Here is a 20,922-nt window from a genome sequence, read left to right on the forward strand (position 1 = left end):
GTTATTGAATTTTATAATCTTCAGCAACGAATTAAATCATACCATCGCTATTTAATATTGTCAACATTTTTCACAAAACTTATAATTTTACAATTCAAGTATCTTATAAACTTGAGTTGTTTTTGCTTATATGTCTTAGCGACGTGTTTTATCTTAACATCTTTAATTTAACTTACTTTTTAAATTATTCCCCAATTTTATAAAATTATTTATACTTTTCGCTATCATACTTGAGTATACTAATTTTTACCTATATTGATACACTAGTCTCAGTTGTTACATGATTGAAATAGCCATACTAAACTTTATATCCTGAAAGACGTCTTCATAAATTATATAACAAATAACATTTTAGTTTATAAACAACATCGCTTGCAACTTTAAAAGCTAATATATTGAAATTTTATTTCCATAAACTATGATCTGATGGAATTAGATTCTATTACTATAACTTAAACTTGAAATTTGTTTTAACCCCGTACTGATTAATATTAATATAACAATCCATGCAATTATTGTAAGAATTCCTTGTATTATCGGAAGATTACTCGTATTACTTATTGGCATATCCCAAACCGCATGTAACGCAACAGCAATAATAAAATATTTAAGAAATTTTATATTCGTTATATATTTAAATTTTAGCCTATTATCTTCCTTTACCATAACTAAGGCAGCGCCATACATTGCTGCCCAGACAATATGACCTCCAAATGCTAAAATTCCTCTAGTATATATTATCCTCATCATTGTAGGTATTTGAAATCCATAAGCAAACGCATATCCAGCCGTTTCAAAAACTGCAAATCCTGCCCCCACTGCTGCACCTAGCAAAAGCCCATTTAAAATATATTTTTCCTTACTTCCTCTTAAAAAATACGCAACAACAATGAATTTAGCAGATTCTTCAATGATTCCTATCATTATTGATCCAATGTAATCTACATTTCTAACATACACTACTCTACTTAGAATCATTGTTATTAACAAAGAAAAAACACCTCCAAAAAAAAATATTTTTACTACATCAAATATATTAATATTTCTAGGAGCATTTACCTCCCAAAAGAAAATAAGTAATGAAAATGGAATTATCAAAGCACCTATAAATATAATTCCTGGATAAGCTAATATATTCTCGAAAATTTTTAACAGCGCTACTAATCCAGCAAAAGTTATTGCAAATAGAAAAAAAACTCTTGAAAACAGCCAAGGCTTAGGCCACTTTGAACATATCTCGCCTTCCTTAGGAGATGTTTTTGCTGTTCCGCAAATAAATGTATTTTCTCTCTCTTCTGGTGTGTGCTTTTTAAATACATTAACAACTAGATCTCTTAATCTTAATTCTACTTTCCCGCTTCCTCCCGCTATTTTGTTTAACTCGCTCAAAAAACTATCATTTCCATTATTAGTTTCTTCTTTAGCTCTTATATAATTTTCATCACTATCAAGATCTAGTCCGCATGAACTACAAGACTTTGAATTATTAGCAGTTTTTTTCTTGCAATTTGGACATTCCTTAGTGTTTTTTTCCATACATCTATCCTCCTTCAATCTGGTTCTAATTATTTTTCCCAATATTTTTTTTGTAATTCAAATTTTCTGATTACATACCCAACCTATCCCCTAATAAGTATAAAAATAATTTCTACATCCTTTAACACTTACTAAATATCATAAATTAATTAATTCATTTTTTTATGAATTAATTTATAACTCACCCATAAATTCTTTGTTACATAAAAATTTAATTATTTCTAGTATATATACTCTTCATTATTTCCTTCGCATGTAACTATTTTTTCGATAATTTCTCCCTCTACAAGATCTATATTCGTCTTTCCTATATATCCAAATTTACATTTATTAAGCTTAATAAAATCCATAGCTCTATGAAACGTCGAATGATTCATATATTGGGTATAAAAAAATATGTAATCAGCTGTATTTAAAATTCTTATATCAAAATTTTCGTTGAAACCATTTAACATTCTTATTTCTGGATATTTTATTCTAAATCGCCTTCTCCATTCCTTATCTCCGCCAATTATAATAATTTTTTTGCTGATAGTATATTTCTCTAATCTTTTGTTAGAATCCGAAATTCTGTGATTAGTATCAGAATTAAACTCATATTCTTTTAAATATTCCAAATCCAATTTTAAGATCTTTTCTTCATTTAATTTGTTCTCAAGAATTCTAATTTGATCTTCCTTCTTCTTTATTTCTAATTTATATATGCTATCTAGCTTGCTTAATTCAGACTTCAATCTCTTTTCATACATTAACTTTTCCTTGTTAAAATAATCAAGTTTATTTTTTAAGCTAATGTTCTCTTTTTTAACTTCAATCATCTGCTCCTCTAATATGCTTAATTTATAGCTACTTGACTCCTCCATATTATTAAAATATAAGTTTCTTGCCTTCTTATACTCATTAATAAGTGATTGCATAAATATTCCACTAATAATAGAAAATAAAATTATGTCTGAGTCTTCATTTTTCACTATCCTCACATAAGGCAGTATAATTTTCTCAATACAAATAAATTGCGAGTCTTCAAACATACTCTCTATATTAATCCCATTCATTATAAACAAATCCTCTAAAATTTCGCCTAACTTTCTAACATCTTCATTATTATGTCTCAAGATATCTTTAAAATTATATATCTTCCCAAACTTTTGCTTTATTAGCAACTTAACTTCCTTTATTTTATTCTTATAATTTTCAATCTCCATTTCAATATTTCGATTTATAAAATTTTTAGATTCAAACTCCTCAATATCGTTTAGAATAGAAATTATGAACCCTTGATCTACTATTTCTGGTGAAATATAAATAGCAAAATATAGATATACTGCCGCATCAAATTTTGCTTCTATATTTCTAGTTATTAAATCCATTTTCATGTACCTATTTTTCAATATTTTCTTATCATGCTTCTTTACAGCATTATATATAATTGGATAATACTTTCTAAGAACTTTAATAATTTTGCTTCTTAGCATACTATCCGTTTCCCCTTCTATAAGTACCCCAACAATCCTACGTGAATATATTTCTTGTTCAATATTTGCTTGCTTTATAGTAGTATAATTTATACAAGTGTCATTTATAGCCGCATTATAATATTTCAGTCTATCCTCATAATATATTTTATCAATATCTTTTTTCATTTCTTTGCTTCTCGTTAGGCTTATACTTATATTAGCAAATATATAATTTCTTATAATGTTACTATCAATATTTAAATGTTCAGAAATAATTTTTGAAAAAGAACTTACATTTATTTTTCTATTATTACGCACTTCAATATCCACTATTTTTTCCTCCTTGCATTTAATACTGAATCTAGAATCTAAATTCTAATACCCATCATAATTATTTATTACAACAATATAATCACTTTCTCCAATCTTTGAAAACTGAAAATTAAGATTCAATTTTGTTAAATCTTCCTCTAACCAATTTGGAATATGACTGCAGGCTATTATTAGCTCATTAAAAATTTTTCTATTTAGAAATGGCTTCAAAGCTTGCTTAGACGTAATACCTATATTATCCTTCTGCAAATTCTTAAGATTTAATATATAACGCCCACATTCCCCATTACCTAATGAGATAATAAATTGCCTATTATTACTTATATCTGAATGATTTATAAATTTACTTACTTTCTCCGCCTCTTTTTCTTGTTCTAATATATACTCCAAAAAACATATTGGATTTCCATCCATATTCCACAAACTCAACCCCATTTTATCTAATGTAGTATGCACAAAATCCGAAAAATTCTTAGCAACGAAAACTTTGCATTTTCCTAGTTCCTGCGCAATATTTAAAACTTCTAAATAAATTTCTTTACTATCCTTTGTATAACAAAATTCAAATACTAATTTTTTAACCACTCTCCATTCATTTCCCTGCTTTGAAAAAACCTTAATAAATTTGGTTTTCTCATATTCAGTAACCTCTCCAAAATCATTTACACAAACTGCTATTTCATTAACCATAAATACCTCCATATTTATAACTTGATTTCTGTAAATTCTTTTGTAATAAATTTTATTTTTAGTTACAAAAGAATTTGATCTTTTTAATTAACAGAAAGAACAAAATCGCAGGCGACTGTGGAGCCTGAGATTTTTTCACGTATCTGCCTTTTCGAACGCATGTGAGAAAAATTTGGCAGGCGAATAAGATTTCTTTTTTATTCTTTTTAAAATACAAGAACTAATCAATCAACTTTTTTTAAGTTATCCACAAATTTTATTGGAATATAATTTTCTCAAAGAATAAAAAAAGTCTAATTCATATACTTTTTTAGTATAAAAATTAGACTTCATAGCCATTTTGAAAGAATTAATTTATCTTTATTTTTTACAGCTTTGATTTAGATAGCTGTTTAATAACATTATTATATATTTTAAAATTACATTTTTCAATAAGCCTTTGCTATTATTTAATCTAGTAAAAATAGACCTTTTATATTTTAAGGATTTAAACTATACATAACTCAATTCAACATATTTTGAATATAAGCTTCCTGGAATTATTTCTTTATATATATCCTTTAATCCTGAATAAATTGCCAAATCATCAAGATCTACATTACATAAACACATAATGCAATAATCTATATCAAATAATTTACAATAAATATCTGTCATTCTCATCCCGTTTTTTTTATAAAAGTCAATTCTTCTTTTTCTAATAATTTTCTCGCTTTCATTAGGTCCGCATTCTACTCTCTCTACTTCTACTATAATTCCATCATAATTTCTAAAATGCTCCTGTAGTATATTTAAAAATTCACTTCCAATTCCTTCATCTCTATGTTCTTTACATACCGCATAGTAATCAATTAACAAATATGATTTTGATGAAGCTAAAAGTGCGTATGCTAGAAGTTCATTATTATTATACAAACCTATACATATGTAATTTTTTCTTTTATTAAGTTTCTGTATTACATCAAGAGGCTTTAATTCCCCATACGGAAAATCTTTTATCATATGTTCATTATAGATAATTTCAATATCTTCATTATTTAGTTCTTTTAGATTCATTTTCGTTCATCCTATCATTATCTTATTTTCTCAAAACTATTTCTCTAATTATAACATATTTTTTCTATTCTCAAATTCTTACTATTCAAAAAAATAATTACAATATGAACCACTTGTGGTAATATATAATTATTTCAAAAAGGATGGTGTTATTATGAAAACTGGAATTGAATTGATAAAAGATATTGATGAATGTATTTTAGAAAAGGGAGATGTTGCGTTCTGGTGGCTTGGACAGTTGGGATATGCTATTAAGATAGCTGAAACTACTATCTATTTAGATGCATTTCTATCTGATTGGCCTAATAGAAATATTCCTCCACTATTAAAGCCAGAGGAAATTGTAAATGCAGATTTTATAATTGGCACTCATGATCATTCTGACCATATTGATCGAGATGTATGGCACCAATTATCTATTAGTTCGCCCAACGCAAAATTTGTAGTTCCAAAGCTTCTTATCACTGAGCTTTCAGATGACTTAAAAATACCTAAAAATAGATTTATAGGTCTGGATGATGGATTATCCTTTTCAGAAAAAGATTTAAAAATATCCGCAATTCCTTCAGCTCATGAGTTCTTAGATCAAGATTCGTCTGGGCATTATCCATACTTAGGTTATATAATTGAGGGAAATGGATGTACTGTATACCATTCTGGTGATACCTGTATGTATGATGGTATCTTCTCAAAATTAAGGCAGTGGGATAACTTTGACATTATGTTTCTTCCTATCAATGGGCGAGATGCTAAAAGATATAGGGAAAATTTAATAGGAAATATAACTTATCAAGAAGCAGTTGATTTAGCTGGAACTATTAAGCCTAATTTGGTCGTTCCAGGGCACTATGAAATGTTTGATGATAATAGCGAAAATCCTATATTGTTCTATGATTATCTTAATGCAAAATATCCTGGAATTAAATGCTGGATTGGAGACCATGGTGAGATGGTTAAAATAAGTAAAGCAAATAGATGAGCAAATAGCCTCACTAATTTTCTAAATAGCGATAAACAATTAGTATATATCCCAACAATTATTATTAATTAATTGCTGGGATATAATTTTTTGTCATATAAAACCTAGTGAATCTATTGTAAATTCAAAAATATCCTTATTACTTCATACTTAATCTTAAACAATAATATTAACAGGTTCGTTCTTAATAAAAGCTTCTATATTATTTGCTAATAAATTTATAAGCCTTTGCCTAGACTCAAAACATTTCCAACCTATATGTGGAGTAAGAATGACATTTTCCATGTTAAAAAGTGGATTATTTAATTCTGGAGGTTCTGGATCTTGAACGTCAAGTGCTGCACCTGCAATCTTTTTATTATTCAAAGCTTCAATTAAATCAGTTTCCTTTATAATGGCTCCTCTAGATGTATTTATAACAAATGATGACGGTTTCATAAGATCTAATCTAGACTTATCAATAAGATACCTTGTTTCTGTTGTAAGCGGACAATGTATTGTAACAAAATCACTTTCTTTTAAAAGTTCTTCAAGACTGACAAATTTGATATTTGAATCTCCTAAATCTTTATAGCTTCTACTGTATACAAGTATTTTCATCCCCAATGCTTTAGCCACATTCATGACTTGTATTCCTATAGATCCAGCACCTATAATTCCAAGTGTTTTATTTTGTATTTCTATATGAGGAACCTTAAGATATTTAGTAAAATTACTGTAATTTTTATTTTCAATCATTCTTTGCTGCTGCGCTAATGATGAACTTAAATTTAGAATAAATGTAATTACTAGTTGTGCAACCGCTTCGCTGCTGTATCCTGGTACATTGCATACAGATATACCTTTTTCTCTTGCTGCTATAATGTCAATATTATTATATCCAGTACCAGCCTCACAAATTAATTTAACACTGGATGGAAACTTTTCTATTAACTCCTTGTTAATTGTAAGTTCCTTTGTAATTACAATATTTTGTTCTTTTACCCGTTCTAAGATTTCATCATTGCTGCTATCTTCATATTTAGTCACTTTACCTAAATTATCTAGCGATGAAAAATCAAGTTGTCCATCAAAGTTTATTCTGCTTGCATTAAGAAACACAATTTTATTCATTTTATCCTCCTACTTCTCTTTTTCACTTTTTATAGCGTGAAAGTATTAAGTAATATTACTCTACAATATTATAACATTTTAAATGTTAACTTTATCCTATTAATTAAAATTTAATAATATTTCATCTCTCTTAAAAAATAGATGTTTTTTCTGCGTTTTTTATTTCAAGAATTAACATAAATATTTCGATAAATCTATTCATTCTAAATTTTTATTAGCTAAGAACTTTTAATAATAAAAAACATATTCATAGGGAAATATATTTTTGGAGGTGATCATTATGCAAATAAAAGATGTAATGTCAAAAGATATAGTGAGTTTAAATTCAGAAGATTCTATTGAAAGAGCTGCTCAAATGATGAGACAATTTGACGTGGGCGCAATACCTGTTTGTGATAACTCAAACAAATTAGTTGGAATGATTACAGATAGAGATATTGCTTTGGATTGTGTAGCATCAGGTGCAAGTGCAGGCCAACAAAAGATATGTGATTATATGACTTCAAATCCTGTTACAGGAAGTCCTGATATGGATGTTCATGATGCAGTAAGACTAATGAGCAGACATCAAATAAGAAGATTACCTATTGTAGAAAATAACAGTGTTATCGGTATCGTTTCTCTTGGTGATATTTCACAAGAACCAAATCTACAGGATAATGCTGAGGTTGCTCTTAAAAATATTTCAGAACCTGGAACAAACAATCATATATAAATGTTATATCAGTAAAAAATAGTACAATTATACTTTTTTTAATTGTAAATATAAAAACAATTTCATGATGTTTATGCCATGAAATTGTTTTTATTTAATGTTATAAAAATTAATTATTATCAATATCTAATATTGTCTTCAACAAAACATTTGCACCCTTTAAACAGTTTTCAAGTGGTGTAAATTCTTTTTCGCAATGACTGTGCCCCTTTTCACTTGGAACAAAGATCATTGTAGTTGGAATGATATCTGTAATAAATTGTGCATCATGTCCCGGACCACTATACATTCTTTTTGTTGAATATCCAAATTCTTTTGCATTTTTTTCAACATAATCTACAAAGTCAGAATAAAAATGAACTGTATTTCTTGACCAAGCTTTTTCATAACTTGTTTCACATTTTTCAACAACTTTAGGAATAGCCTTAATTATTTCAAGAACTTGATTAATTACTTCTGGATCTTGATGCCTTGCATCCAAAGTGAATTTAACATAATCAGGAATTACTGTATGGATATTTGGATGAGCTGAAATCTTTCCTGTTGTATATACTAGCTTACTATCAAGCTTGTCTAGTTCATCATGAAGATATTGAATAGTTTTTACAGCCGCATATAGAGCATCTTTTCTATATTTCATTGGAGTTGTTCCAGCATGATCTGCTTGACCTTTAAATGTAAATTCATAATTTATCATTCCACAAACACCTTCAACTACCCCTATATCAATTTTTTCATCTTCTAAAACAGGTCCTTGTTCAACATGTAATTCAACTAGTGCCCTGTATTTTTCTGGATTCATTCGATTTTCTATTTTTCCCATATATCCACTAGCTTCTAATGCTTCCTTAAATGTAACTCCTTCAGTATCCTTAGATGCTAACATAACATCTTTATCAAATTTTCCTGTAATAACACCTGATGACATCATTGCTGGTTCAAAGCGTGCCCCTTCTTCATTAGTCCATATAACAACTGTGATTGGATGTTTATGAGCTATTTTTTCAGTTACTATAGTTTCTGCAACTTCTAATCCAGTAAGAACTCCCAAAATACCATCATAATTACCACCTTGTTTAACTGAATCAGCATGAGATCCCATCATAATAGCAGGTAACTTTTCCTCTCCAGGAATGGTTGCGTATATGTTCGCCATATCGTCGGTTTTTATTTCCATACCAAGTGCTTTACATCTTTTGCAAAATTCTTCTCTTGCTTCTAAAGCAGCAGGTGATAAAGACAACCTTGTGATTCCTCCTTTACCTGTATCTCCGAATTTACTAAATGTTGTGATTTTGTCTTGAAGCCTTTCTTTATTACAAGTTAACATATGAATATCCCCCTTTAAATTTAGTATAGTAATTATTTTTTCACTCTCTTTCCTGGTTCTACTGCTCTTACAGGACATACAGTACTGCATAATTGACAGCCTACACATTTATCTACTAACAAGATTGGCATTCTTGTATTTATGTCCACCTTAATTGCTTGATGCCCACCATCATAACATGATAAGTAACATCGTCCACATCCTATGCACTTTTGCCTATCAAACCTTGGATAACAAATACTGTCTCTATCAAGTTTATCTGTTGGCACAATATTAGGTAAAGCACTACCAACAATTTCAGATATATTTTTATAGCCTTGTGAACTTAAGTACAATTTCATCCCATTAATTAAATCATCGATAATTCTATAGCCATATTGCATTACAGACGTTGTTATTTGCAAATTTTCACATCCTAAGGCCATAAATTCAGCTGCATCTTTCCATGTTTCTATACCGCCCATCCCACTTATTGGCGCATCTTTTAGTTCTTCACAAGCTTTCATATCATGAATAAAGCGTAAAGCAATTGGTTTTACTGCTTTTCCTGAGTATCCTCCTACACTAGTCTTACCTTCAACATTAGGTTCCGATTCAAAGTTTTCTAGGTTTAGATTCATAATACTCTTAATTGTATTAATTGCTGCAATACCTGTTGCTCCTGCCTCCATTGCAGCCATTGCTGGTATTTCCATATTTCCAATATTAGGTGTCATCTTTGCAAGTATAGGTAAATTTGTTCCCTTTCTAGTAGCTTTAGTATATAGTGCTACCAAATCTGGATTTTGTCCAACATCTGAACCTACGCCTTTACTTGTCATATGCGGGCATGAGAAATTACATTCAATAATGTCTGCTCCTGCCTCTGTCATTAGCTTGGCCAATTTAGTCCATTCTTCTTCGTTTTGCCCCATGATTGATGCAACAATAATTTTGCTTGGATAGTCTTTTTTCAATCTTTTTAAAAATCCTATATTCTCTTCCAATGTGTGATCCGAAATCTGCTCTATATTTTTAAAACCAACAAATGGAACACTTTCTTTACTTAAAGCAGTAAACCTTGGTGAAACCTCCTTTGGTACAAACATGCCAATAGTCTTAAATGCTACCCCTGCCCAGCCCATTTCAAATGCTTTAGCTACCATTTCGTAATTACTTCCAACTACTGATGATGAAAGGAAAAATGGATTTTCACACTTCACCCCACAGAAGTCTATTTCTAAATCAACTTCATTTTCTTTAACTCTAGATTCAGTTGATATTGCTTTCATAACTTTGTCAATTGGTACTGATTCATTAATTTTTCCTTTTAAGCAAGCCTCCTTACATGGCTTTTCTTCACATGTGTCACAAGGAAGTAGATTGGGCAGTTTATTTACTGCCCCAGCCTTATTTTCAAACCTTAAAGAACGGATAATAGTATCCACTTCAAGGGAGTGGGGACAAGCTTTGCGACAAGGTGCTTCATCACACAACAAACACCCTGACACATATTCATTTGTTGAAATATCTTTATAAAATAAACTACTCATTTCCATTCCTCCTAAATTATCGCTTATCTGATGTTTAGCCACTATAACTCTCATTATTCTTAATCTGTAGATAACAGTATCATAATCCTAGATAACTTGAACTACAGTCCAAGCACTAAATATCACCTAAGCCAAGTTCCTATTTACTTTCTTCCTACTCGTTTCACAAATTGTCCAAATCCTGCTTTTCCAACGAATTCACCATTATCATAAACTAAATTCCCACGCACATAGGTTTGAACTGGATATCCATGAAGAGTTTTGCCTTCCCAAATTGTATGATCATAATCTGAATGCATATTCTCTACCGAAATTGTGAAGTCTTTATTTGGATCATAAATTACAATGTCTGCATCTTTTCCAACTGTTAGAGAACCTTTTTCTGTACATCCAAATATTTTAGCTGGATTAAATGAACATAATTCTACAGCTCTATTAAAAGTTATTTTTCCTTCATTTGCTGCTGAAAGCATATATGGATATAAATTTTCTACGCCTGCACACCCATTTGGAATCTTCGTAAAATCATCTTTCCCCCAGTCCTTTTCATGGCTTTGGAATGGGCAGTGGTCTGTAGCTACAGTATCAATATCTCCCGATTTAATAGCTTTCCAAAGTGCATCTTGACTTTCTTGCCCTTTCATTGGTGGTGAACATACAAAATTTCTGCCATCTTCTCTTTTATAAACATCGCACGTAAATTCCAAATATTGTGGACATGTTTCAACATATATATCATGACCTTCTCTTTTGGCTTCAATAGCTGCTTCTAATCCTTCCTTATCTGCCATATGAACTAAATATAGTGGCGCTCCTATAGATTTAGCTAAATGAACTGCTCTTTTATCTGCCTCAGCTTCAACAAATTCTGGTCTGCTTAAGTAGTGATACCATGCTGAAGTTTTTCCTTCTTTTAAGAAGTTTTCAATATTTAAATCAATCAAATCTGGATTTTCAGCATGGATGTTTGTCATGGCCCCAGTTTCTTTAGCCTTTAACATTATTTTCACTAAAGTCGCATCATCTACCATCATGCCTTCTTTTTTATAAACTAAGAAACATTTAAAACTAGGTACTCCATATTCAACTGCATCTTCAAATTCATCTAAGATAGTTCCTTCATTTAAATCAGTTATGATACAATGAAATGCATAATCTACGCACGCCTCTGGATCACACATTTCTTTTCTTGTTTCAATAGTTTCAATTATTCCGTTGCCTTTTCTTTGCATTGGATAATCAAATACTGTTGTAACACCTCCGCAAGCAGCTGCCCGTGTTCCGGCAAGATAGCTATCAGCTGAAACAGTCCCTCCAAACGGCATAGCTAAATGAGTATGTGCGTCTATGGCCCCTGGTAATATTAACTTACCTTTAGCATCTACAACACTTGCACCTTCTTCTGAAAAACCTGTTCCAATCGCTACAATCTTTCCATCTTTTACAGCAAGGTCAGCTGCATAAGATTCTAATGGTGTTACAATAGTTCCATTCTTAATAATTAAATCCATAAGTATTCTCCTCCCATTTATATATATCCTTAATATCTAAATAACTAATTTAGTTAATAATTTTCTCTTTCATACTTCTGCTTTTTGTTGTACTTTTGACTTAAGCCTATTAATGTATTTGGATTTTTAACAAATTATTTCTTTTGTGATAAATTACTTTCTTAAATAAAATTTTTGTTATATAAATTTTAAGATGATTCTGTGTGGATTTAACCACACATGAATCAATTTTTATCATATTATTTTGTTGCTTCTTCCCAATACTTTGAAGTGAATGTTGTATCGTCTACCACTGGAGTTTTAGCTAAATCTTTATTATAAAGTTTTAAGAAATCCCCTGTTTGCTTAATTGCATTCATATCTATTTGTCCAATTTTTGAAGTATCAAATCCTTGAGGTGCTACAAGTTTAGCAACTTCTTTCGCCATATAAACTTGGTGATCTAATGAAACTGATTTATCTACATCATAAACTGTTTTTCCTGCTGCTTCTGGATCTTGGACTGCATCTTTCCACCCCTTTATAGATGCCTTTAAGAAACGAACTAATAAATCTTTATTCTTACCTGCCCATTCAGAGTTTACAAATAAACAATCTTCCATCATTGCAACACTTTCATTGTTCATATCAATTACATTTAAATCCTCTTTCTTCATGCCGCCTTCAAGTAATAAACCAAATTCGTTATAAGTCATCGCTGATGCTGCATCAACTGATCCTTCTTTTAATTGATCCATTGTAAAGTCTTGTTGTACAAGTTTTAGGTCTTTTTCTTTATCTAAATTGTATTTTGAAAGTAGTGCAAGAAGTTCATATTCATTGCCACCAAACCAGTTACCTACTTTCTTACCAGCTAAATCTTTTGGCGAATTAATACCTTTTTCTTTTTTAGATACTAATAACATACCTGATTTTTGAAATACTTGAGCGATTTCTTGTAAATCATACCCTTGAGCTTGGTAAGTCATTAAACTTGAAACCCAAGTTACCCCTATATTGGCTACACCATTATAAACATTTTGTTCTGGAATAATGTCACTTCCTCCTGGAAGAATTTGAATATCTATTCCTTCATCTTTATAGTACCCTTTTGCTGCTGCTACGTAATATCCCATAAATTGTGATTGCGGAAGCCATTTTAATTGAAGTGTTACTTTTTCTAACTCCCCATCCTTCTTTGTAGTATCCTCTGATTTAGTTGCATCTTTCGCTGTTGTTTCTGATGTTTTTGATCCACATCCTATAAGCATCGTCCCCATCATTAATACAGCTAACCCTAAAGCTAATAACTTCTTTTTCATAATAAATTCCTCCTTATTAAATAAATATTATTTATCTTATACATGCCATCTGTGTGTTCTCTTGAAGTTCTAAGAGATATCGGTGACTTTCAACTTTGCTTATAAAGCAAATAGTATATTAGGTTGAACTAAACTTTTCTATTTTAAAGTTGGTATTATCTTTGTGACACATGCCATTTTATGGTTCTACGTTCTATTAATAAAATAATTAAGTATAAAACAATCCCAACTAATGCTGCCATTACTATATAGGACCAACCCATGGCCATCATTCCTTTTCTTAAATTATCTTTAATTCCAAAACCAATACCTGAAGTTGATGCTGCAAAGTATTCACTTATCATAGCCGCCATTATTGCTGCTGCCACATTAATTTTTAATGCAGTTAAAACACTCGGAAGACAATTAGGTAAACGAAGCTTGAAAAATATAATTTTTTCTGGTGCTGCATATGACTCTAATAAATCTTTTGCAAATGGTTTTAAATCATTTAATCCCCTATAGGAGTTAATTGCCATAGCTGCCATACATACAACCGTTACAACACCAACTTTTTGTGCAAAACCACTTGTAAACCAACGATTCATAATGGGCGATAATGCAACTATTGGAATTGCATTAAATGCTGCTATTACACTAAGTCCTGTATATCCCCACTTTGGAAACTGCGTAGCTATCACTGCGACAATAAATCCAATTATGCATCCTAAAGCAAGTCCTACCAATGCCCCTGAAACTGTAATCATCGTGTCAGTTAGAGCTTTAGAAAAATTGTCACTTAAAGTTTTAATAATTTGTGATGGTACTGGTAATTGAAAGGGCTTAAAACCTAATGCATCATGAATGATACCAACTTGCCATGCGATTATTATTAATATCCCAAAACCTAAAGGCCATAAAACATTTTTAATTTTTTCATTCATAAAATTACCTCCCTATGTAGTCTGCTTTCTCCAAGGCATACAAATTTTTTCGAATAGTATTACTATAAAATAACTCAAAATCCCCATTAAAGCGCTGGTAACTACTGATCCCCAGAATACATCTTTTGTTCCTGAGTATAACGAGTATAAAAGTTTCACTCCAATTCCGCCGCTTGAACCTAACATGTCAACTAATATAGATGCTGTTATTGACATTGGTGCCGCTATTTTTAAACCAGCAAATAAATATGGCATTGAATATGGAATCATAAGCTTATAATATATGCTTTTCTTTTTTGCAGCATATGAGTATAGCAATTCTTTTTTATCGCTTTCTACACTATTTAATCCGCTAAGCATATTTACTGAAACTGGGAAAAATGTGATATATGCTGCAATTACTATCCTAGAAGTATTCATATCCCTGACTAAAGTAAAGATTATAGGAGCTAACCCTAAAACAGGTATCATTTGTGATATTATTAAATAAGGTAATGATATTTTTTCTGCTATTTTCGATAAACTCATAATTATTGCTAAAACAAATCCTATTGCAGCTCCAAGTGCAAAACCAAATACAGCTCTTGAAAAAGTAAGTCCAGCCGCGCTCATTAAATCAGTGAAATTTTCTGCTATTGATATGATGACACTATGTGGATAAGGAAGTTTTGCTCCAGCCATTGGATCATGCATCACTTGTTCTAGAAAGAAAGCTACTAATTCCCAAGCTATAAAAATTCCTATAGCCCAAACTAGATTAACTTTATATTTCTCTTTCCTGCTAATCATAATCATACCCCCTCAAAGCTATTTCTTATTTTGGTTATATAATCATAAAATTGTTTTGACTGTTTTGACTCCATATTTCTTGGTCTTGGTATGTCAATATCAATCACAGCAGAAACACGTCCTGGATGTGGAGATAAAACCACAACTTTATCCGATAAAAATACTGCTTCTGAAATATTATGGGTTACAAAAACTACTGTCTTTTTGGTCTTTGTCCATATTTCTAAAAGATCTTCATGAAGCTTTTCACGTGTAAATTCATCTAAAGCTGAGAATGGTTCATCCATAAGAAGTATTTCCGGATTAATGGCTAATGCTCTTGCTATACCAACCCTTTGCTGCATCCCTCCACTTAATTCATAAGGATAATGCGTACCAAAGTTAGTAAGTCCAACTAGATCAAGCATTTCCGTAACTCTTGAAGTACGATCCCGCTTCTTCATTCCTAGAAGCTCCATTGGCATACAAACATTTCTTCTTACTGTTCTCCAATCGTATAGAACTGGATTCTGAAATACTATGCCATATTTCTTTTGAAGTCTTATTTCTCTTGGGCTTTGTCCTCGTACTATCACTTTTCCCGAAGAAGGTTGCAATAGATCAGCTATAATACGAAGTAATGTTGTCTTTCCACAACCAGAAGGACCTAGTAATGAAATAAATTCTCCTTCTTTGATTTCTAAATTAACATTCTTAAGCGCTGTTACTGGTTCTCCACCATTCTTATCTTGGTAAACCATACTTAAATCTTCAATTTTAATTTCTACTTTTTCTTCTTTCTTTCTAAAAGCATTTCTGCTTTCAAATTCTGTATCTATTTCATTTAACATACTCATTGATTTACGCCTCCTTTTAAACAAAAAACGGTACAAAACTATTTGTTTTGCACCGTTGCAATCACTTCATATTCACCATAACTTACTGTATATAATTAATAAGTCTTCCTTTTTAACTTCTTTTATAGTATTTGATGGACTTCCACTGTTCATAGCATCTTGCGCCATCTTATCTACGACTTTATTGAATTCTTCTTTATTAATTCCATACTCTTTTAAAGTTGGTATTTCACATATGTTACATAACTCTGTTAATTTTTCTAGAAAAGCTTCTGCTGCTTCCTTATCACTTTTCTTATCATTTGTTGCATTAATTGCTCTACCTATTGCACCAAAACGTTCATAGCTTCCATCTAAAACATAAGATAAGCATTCCTTTATAAGCATAGCATTTGAAATTCCGTGAGCAACATGAAAATTAGCTCCAATTGGTCTGCTCATGCCATGTACCAAGGTAACTGAAGAATTATTTATACATACGCCAGCTTCATATGCAGCAATAGCCATTTCTTCTCTAGCCTTTTTATTTTCACCATCTTTATAAACCAATGGCAAAAACTCAAAAATTCTTTTGATTGCAGATAATGCAAAGGTATCTGTTAAGGAATTTGCTTTTCTTGATGTATAAGCTTCTACCGCATGAGTTAGGGCATCCATTCCTGTTGCCGCTGTTACGCTTTTAGGTGATGTCATTGATAATTTGGAATCAATCACTGCCAAATCAGGTAGTAATGCTTCTCCCTTTAGAAGCATTTTTATATTCCTCTTTGAATCTGTAATAACCGTAAATTTGGTAGCTTCTGAACCTGTCCCTGCTGTAGTTGGAATCAAAACCAATGGTGGAAAATCTCCTTCAATTGTTTTTCCCATGTAATCAGATATTGAACCTTCTAATTTTGTCATAGCAGCAATTGCTTTACCGCTATCTAATGGACTCCCTCCTCCGATGGCAATACAGAAATCACATTCAGCATTTTTATAAACTTTTACGCCACTTTCAATCATTATATCAGTAGGCTCTCCAATGATATCATTGAAAATTTCATATCCAATTCCCCAATTATTTAAACAGTCTGTCAAAACTTTAACTGTTCCAATTCTAGTTACATTTTTTCCAGATACAATAAATGCTTTTTTTCCAAAGGATTTTATCAAATTTTCACTTGATTCTAATGCATTATCTCCAATAATCGTACGTCCTGGTAAACTAAATTCATATGCCATTTTCTCACCTCATCTAGATAAATTGTTTGTCTACAATTCCAAGTACTTCGTCTAATTTAGCTAGTTCCTCTTCTAACTGCTCCTTTGTAATTATTAATGGAGGAGCAACAAGTATCATGTTCTCATGAGTATATGTCATAAACTTTCTTTCCTTTAATAATCCTAGAATTTTCCCCATAACTCCTTCCGGATCCTTTCCATATGGTACTAGGGGTTCCTTGCTTCCTTTATCCTTTACTAATTCTACTGCTGAAAATAATCCAATATATCTCACATCCCCAACTGATGGGTGAGAAGCTTTCATCTCTTCTAGTTTTTCACCAAGTACACTACCTACTTCGTTAACATTTTTTAGTATACCTGCTTCTTCATAATAGTTTATACACGCTACACCTGCTGCACAAGCTAGGGGATGTCCACTATAAGTTAGTCCGCAAGATAATAAATTATCATCAAAGTAAGCTGCTATTTCTTTACTTACTACAACTCCACCAAGTTGAACATATCCACAAGTAACACCTTTTGCAAAAGTTACTATATCTGGTTTTACATCAAAATTCTCAAATCCAAACATTCTACCTGTTCTGCCCCAGCCTGTCATAACTTCATCACAAATCATTAAGATTTTAAATTCATCACATAAAGCTCTAACTCCTGGAAGATATCCTCTTGGCGGAATGATAACTCCATTTGAACCTGTTATAGTCTCTAAAACTATTGCAGCCACACTATCAGGTCCTTCATAAATTATTTGTTCTCTCAGCTTGGCCAAGTAATATTTTGTTGCAGCTTCTTCTGATTCGAATTCTATTGGTTCTCTATAAATATATGGATCAAAGAATTTTACGAATCCTGGAATACCAGGTTCTAATTGATATCTTCTAGGTTCACCTGTTAAATTACCAGCACCAAACGAAGATCCGTGATAACTTCTATAACGGCTGAACACCTTTGTCTTACCTGTGAACATTCTTGCTATCTTTACAGCATTCTCATTTGATTCTGCACCTGCATTTGTGAAAAATACCTTTCCCATATTATCAGGCATTAATTCAATGATCTTCTTTGCAAGCTTGGCTCTAGATTCGGCTCCATAAGATGGCCCTACAAAACAATATTTGTCTACTTGTTCTTTTATTGCATCTCCAATCGCTTTATTTCCAAAACCTAAATTCATATTAACAAGTTGTGACGACATATCTGAATATCTATTTCCATCATAATCCCAAAAGTAAATACCATCAGCTTTTTCAACTGAAATTGGATTTAAATTTCTTTGTTTGCTCCACGATTGTAAATTATATTCTTTTAAAGTACTCCTAATTTCTTCACCATTCATCTTTATACACTCCCCTATATACATTTAATATTTTCCTCAAATAAAAAACGGAACTTATTCAAGTGAACAAGCTCCGTTGCTGTTATCTCTATTAAATTCGTTTTTTCTTTAAGTTGTTTTTATTATATACTAGTAAAACTGTTATATCAATGAATAAGTGACTAAGTTTATTTGTGCAACTGCACATTTAAGCACATGAATATAAATAACAAGTCCCAAGTTGCCCTACATAACATCCTTCACAAAAAAACCTAAATAAAATCGTAGTTTTTCTTCTAAATTTGATGGATTATATCCAGTAATCTTTTCAATCTTTTTAAGCTGATTATTTACTGTATTCCTATGAATATATTGTTTCTCAGCAACAAGGCTTTGACTACCGTTGTTCTGTAAAAACATATATAAGAAGCTCATTAAATCAGTGTTATTTTCCTTATCATATTTTTCTAGCTTACCTAGAGTATCCTTGTAATATTCTTTAAGCACTTCTTTATCCTTAGCATTTAAAAGCAATTTATGAATATCTAATTTATCATAAAACACCATTTCTTTGCCTTGTTTTTGGGCCATCGTCATTGCTGTGAAAGCATTATTAAAATTCTCTGCCTGCATTTTAATACCTGCTTTATTTTCACTTATTCCCATACGAACCTTCCATGAAGATTCATTCCAATTCTTAAAAAAAGTATCAACAAAATTAGTGACATCGTAATTTCCATAATTCACAAGAGCCAGTACCCAAGAATCTTTATATGAAAATGAAATATATAATTCATGAATACTTCTAGCTAATCTTTCTGAATACATTTTAATTTTATTCATATCAAATTCTAATTGATTGTCTTCTTTATGTTCAAAGGACATGACTATAAAGCAAAAATGACTGTCTCTCAAATATCCATATCTCTCCATCTGTAAAATTAATGTTTCTATATCACCTGTTTTAAATATAATATTCTTAATCGTACTTGCTATACTTATTTCTACTTGCTCACTTTGCATTATTCGATAGCATATATTCCGTGTTAAATCTACCATTCTTGTTTCCCATGGAATAGTATAAAGAGGCATTTTTACTTGGTTACAATACTCTATAACATCGTTAGGTATTGACTTGGTGTATGGCCCAATATTTACAACAAAAGCGCTTGCCCGAGCAGCATATAGCTTTTTTGTATATTCTAACAACCATCCATCACCATCATTTAGAATGCCTGAGGTAAGAACAACTTCATTTCCATGAAGAAATTCACTCACCTCATCATTTTCAATAATATGTACCCATTCCACTAGATTATTAAGACCTTTCTGTCCTGCTAGTAGTTTCATTTGATACAAAACAGCCCCATTTCCAAATAATTTCCCTACAGTAATTGACATATTATCACCCCAATTTTATATAAAACTATAAGAGTTTTATGCCCATTATATCATAATTTTATTTTAATTAAATTTTATTAAATAATACAAAAACTTATTTATATTATTTATTTATAAACAGAAACTTAATAAAGTTAAGTTGGTTTTACAATTAGTACTATTTACTATAAAATGATTCGGATGTATTCTGCATAAAAAAATTCTAGCCATATTACTTAAAGCAATAAATAAAGAGGCACTTTGATAAAAATCAAAATACCTCCTTATTTTATTGCTTTACTTATTATTAATTGACTTTAAATATTCTTTAACACTTGGCGATATTCCTATAATATATACGCTAAAGATATACACTATCATTAAAATAGTAATCATTATATTAGGCGAAATCATAATTGCTGCAACTGCCGCTAGAATGACAATTATAAGCAAAATTATCATTATAATCTTAGCCCATGCTTTTCCTTTAAATACAAAATATAAGAGAATAGCTTCTACTACAGTCCTAGTTAGTCCTGAAATTATTCCGATGTTTCCTTGCATAAAATAGCTAAATGCAGTTGTAACTATACTTACAGCTAATATTGCTATTACCATGGATAAAAATAGCTTTTTTCCTTTTTCTACACTTTTCATAATATCCTCCATAACAATGTATTAAACCAATTAGATATAACGTTTTAATTAAATAAGTTATCTCTCTTTATTTAGGACGTAATTATCATTAATAATTCCTTATTTATTTTTACTTAATATTGCGTTATTATTCCTTAAAAATAAATCTTTATGTACATTACCATATTTTATATTTATTATAACATGAATTCATAGAATTTATATTCTTATTTTCATTCATAATTATTGGGAAGCTAATAAAA

Annotated in this window: 18 protein-coding genes; 2 read left to right on the forward strand and 16 right to left on the reverse strand. The window is 30.7% G+C overall.

Translation table 11 applies throughout. From position 1 onward, the window contains the following. Positions 1-432 precede the first annotated feature (432 nt). The 4 genes from L1S46_RS22045 to L1S46_RS22060 all read right to left on the reverse strand — a co-directional run bounded on the left by L1S46_RS22045 (position 433) and on the right by L1S46_RS22060 (position 5,072). Positions 433-1,536, reverse strand: coding sequence for a PrsW family glutamic-type intramembrane protease (locus L1S46_RS22045; RefSeq protein WP_238900966.1), 1,104 nt, complete (start codon positions 1,534-1,536; stop codon positions 433-435). Between the two features lie 221 nt (positions 1,537-1,757). Beyond that, on the reverse strand, positions 1,758-3,323 hold the full coding sequence (locus L1S46_RS22050; RefSeq protein ID WP_238900967.1) for a hypothetical protein: 1,566 nt from the start codon (positions 3,321-3,323) through the stop codon (positions 1,758-1,760). Between the two features lie 45 nt (positions 3,324-3,368). After that, positions 3,369-4,016, reverse strand: a complete 648-nt coding sequence (locus tag L1S46_RS22055) for a Fe-only nitrogenase accessory AnfO family protein (RefSeq protein WP_238900968.1) — start codon at positions 4,014-4,016, stop codon at positions 3,369-3,371. 492 nt (positions 4,017-4,508) lie between these two features. After that, entirely contained in the window at positions 4,509-5,072 is a 564-nt protein-coding gene (locus L1S46_RS22060; RefSeq protein WP_238900969.1) for a GNAT family N-acetyltransferase, read from the reverse strand. Positions 5,073-5,226: 154 nt separating this feature from the next. Between L1S46_RS22060 and L1S46_RS22065 the strand changes: the two genes are divergently transcribed. Further along, positions 5,227-6,051 carry an MBL fold metallo-hydrolase gene (locus tag L1S46_RS22065; protein ID WP_238900970.1) on the forward strand — a complete coding sequence of 275 codons (825 nt, stop codon included), beginning with the start codon at positions 5,227-5,229 and terminating at the stop codon, positions 6,049-6,051. A 156-nt stretch (positions 6,052-6,207) separates the two neighbouring features. Here L1S46_RS22065 and L1S46_RS22070 read toward each other — a convergent pair whose 3' ends face one another. Beyond that, a complete protein-coding gene (locus L1S46_RS22070) occupies positions 6,208-7,164 on the reverse strand; it encodes an NAD(P)-dependent oxidoreductase (protein ID WP_238900971.1) in 957 nt (318 codons plus the stop codon). Positions 7,165-7,444: 280 nt separating this feature from the next. On the opposite strand from L1S46_RS22070, the gene L1S46_RS22075 reads away from it, so the two are divergent. Further along, positions 7,445-7,879: a CBS domain-containing protein gene (locus tag L1S46_RS22075; RefSeq protein ID WP_238900972.1), complete on the forward strand. Its 435-nt coding sequence runs from the start codon at positions 7,445-7,447 to the stop codon at positions 7,877-7,879. 109 nt (positions 7,880-7,988) lie between these two features. Here L1S46_RS22075 and L1S46_RS22080 read toward each other — a convergent pair whose 3' ends face one another. The 11 genes from L1S46_RS22080 to L1S46_RS22130 form a co-directional block, all read right to left on the reverse strand. Next, positions 7,989-9,209: a Zn-dependent hydrolase gene (locus L1S46_RS22080; protein WP_017209570.1), complete on the reverse strand. Its 1,221-nt coding sequence runs from the start codon at positions 9,207-9,209 to the stop codon at positions 7,989-7,991. Positions 9,210-9,241: 32 nt separating this feature from the next. Continuing rightward, positions 9,242-10,741 carry an NAD-dependent dihydropyrimidine dehydrogenase subunit PreA gene (gene preA / locus L1S46_RS22085; protein ID WP_026015687.1) on the reverse strand — a complete coding sequence of 500 codons (1,500 nt, stop codon included), beginning with the start codon at positions 10,739-10,741 and terminating at the stop codon, positions 9,242-9,244. Between the two features lie 143 nt (positions 10,742-10,884). Beyond that, on the reverse strand, positions 10,885-12,252 hold the full coding sequence (gene hydA, locus L1S46_RS22090) for a dihydropyrimidinase (protein WP_238900973.1): 1,368 nt from the start codon (positions 12,250-12,252) through the stop codon (positions 10,885-10,887). Positions 12,253-12,491: 239 nt separating this feature from the next. Next, the gene (locus tag L1S46_RS22095; protein ID WP_012058172.1) at positions 12,492-13,553 is read right to left on the reverse strand and encodes an ABC transporter substrate-binding protein; all 1,062 of its coding nucleotides are present in this window, start codon (positions 13,551-13,553) and stop codon (positions 12,492-12,494) included. 155 nt (positions 13,554-13,708) lie between these two features. Then, a complete protein-coding gene (locus L1S46_RS22100) occupies positions 13,709-14,476 on the reverse strand; it encodes an ABC transporter permease subunit (protein WP_238900974.1) in 768 nt (255 codons plus the stop codon). 12 nt (positions 14,477-14,488) lie between these two features. Next, positions 14,489-15,265 carry an ABC transporter permease gene (locus L1S46_RS22105; protein ID WP_012058170.1) on the reverse strand — a complete coding sequence of 259 codons (777 nt, stop codon included), beginning with the start codon at positions 15,263-15,265 and terminating at the stop codon, positions 14,489-14,491. A gap of 2 nt (positions 15,266-15,267) precedes the next feature. Further along, positions 15,268-16,101, reverse strand: a complete 834-nt coding sequence (locus L1S46_RS22110) for an ABC transporter ATP-binding protein (RefSeq protein ID WP_238900975.1) — start codon at positions 16,099-16,101, stop codon at positions 15,268-15,270. A 72-nt stretch (positions 16,102-16,173) separates the two neighbouring features. Next, positions 16,174-17,325 carry an iron-containing alcohol dehydrogenase gene (locus L1S46_RS22115; RefSeq protein WP_238900976.1) on the reverse strand — a complete coding sequence of 384 codons (1,152 nt, stop codon included), beginning with the start codon at positions 17,323-17,325 and terminating at the stop codon, positions 16,174-16,176. A gap of 13 nt (positions 17,326-17,338) precedes the next feature. Next, positions 17,339-18,664, reverse strand: coding sequence for an aminotransferase class III-fold pyridoxal phosphate-dependent enzyme (locus L1S46_RS22120; protein ID WP_039772922.1), 1,326 nt, complete (start codon positions 18,662-18,664; stop codon positions 17,339-17,341). A gap of 225 nt (positions 18,665-18,889) precedes the next feature. Continuing rightward, positions 18,890-20,044: a PucR family transcriptional regulator gene (locus L1S46_RS22125; protein ID WP_238900977.1), complete on the reverse strand. Its 1,155-nt coding sequence runs from the start codon at positions 20,042-20,044 to the stop codon at positions 18,890-18,892. Positions 20,045-20,320: 276 nt separating this feature from the next. Then, complete coding sequence (locus tag L1S46_RS22130; RefSeq protein ID WP_238900978.1) at positions 20,321-20,680, reverse strand: hypothetical protein; 360 nt, start codon at positions 20,678-20,680, stop codon at positions 20,321-20,323. Between the last annotated feature and the right edge of the window lie 242 nt (positions 20,681-20,922).

This window comes from Clostridium sp. YIM B02500, assembly GCF_022324665.1.
Classification (GTDB): Bacteria; Bacillota; Clostridia; order Clostridiales; family Clostridiaceae; genus Clostridium; species Clostridium beijerinckii.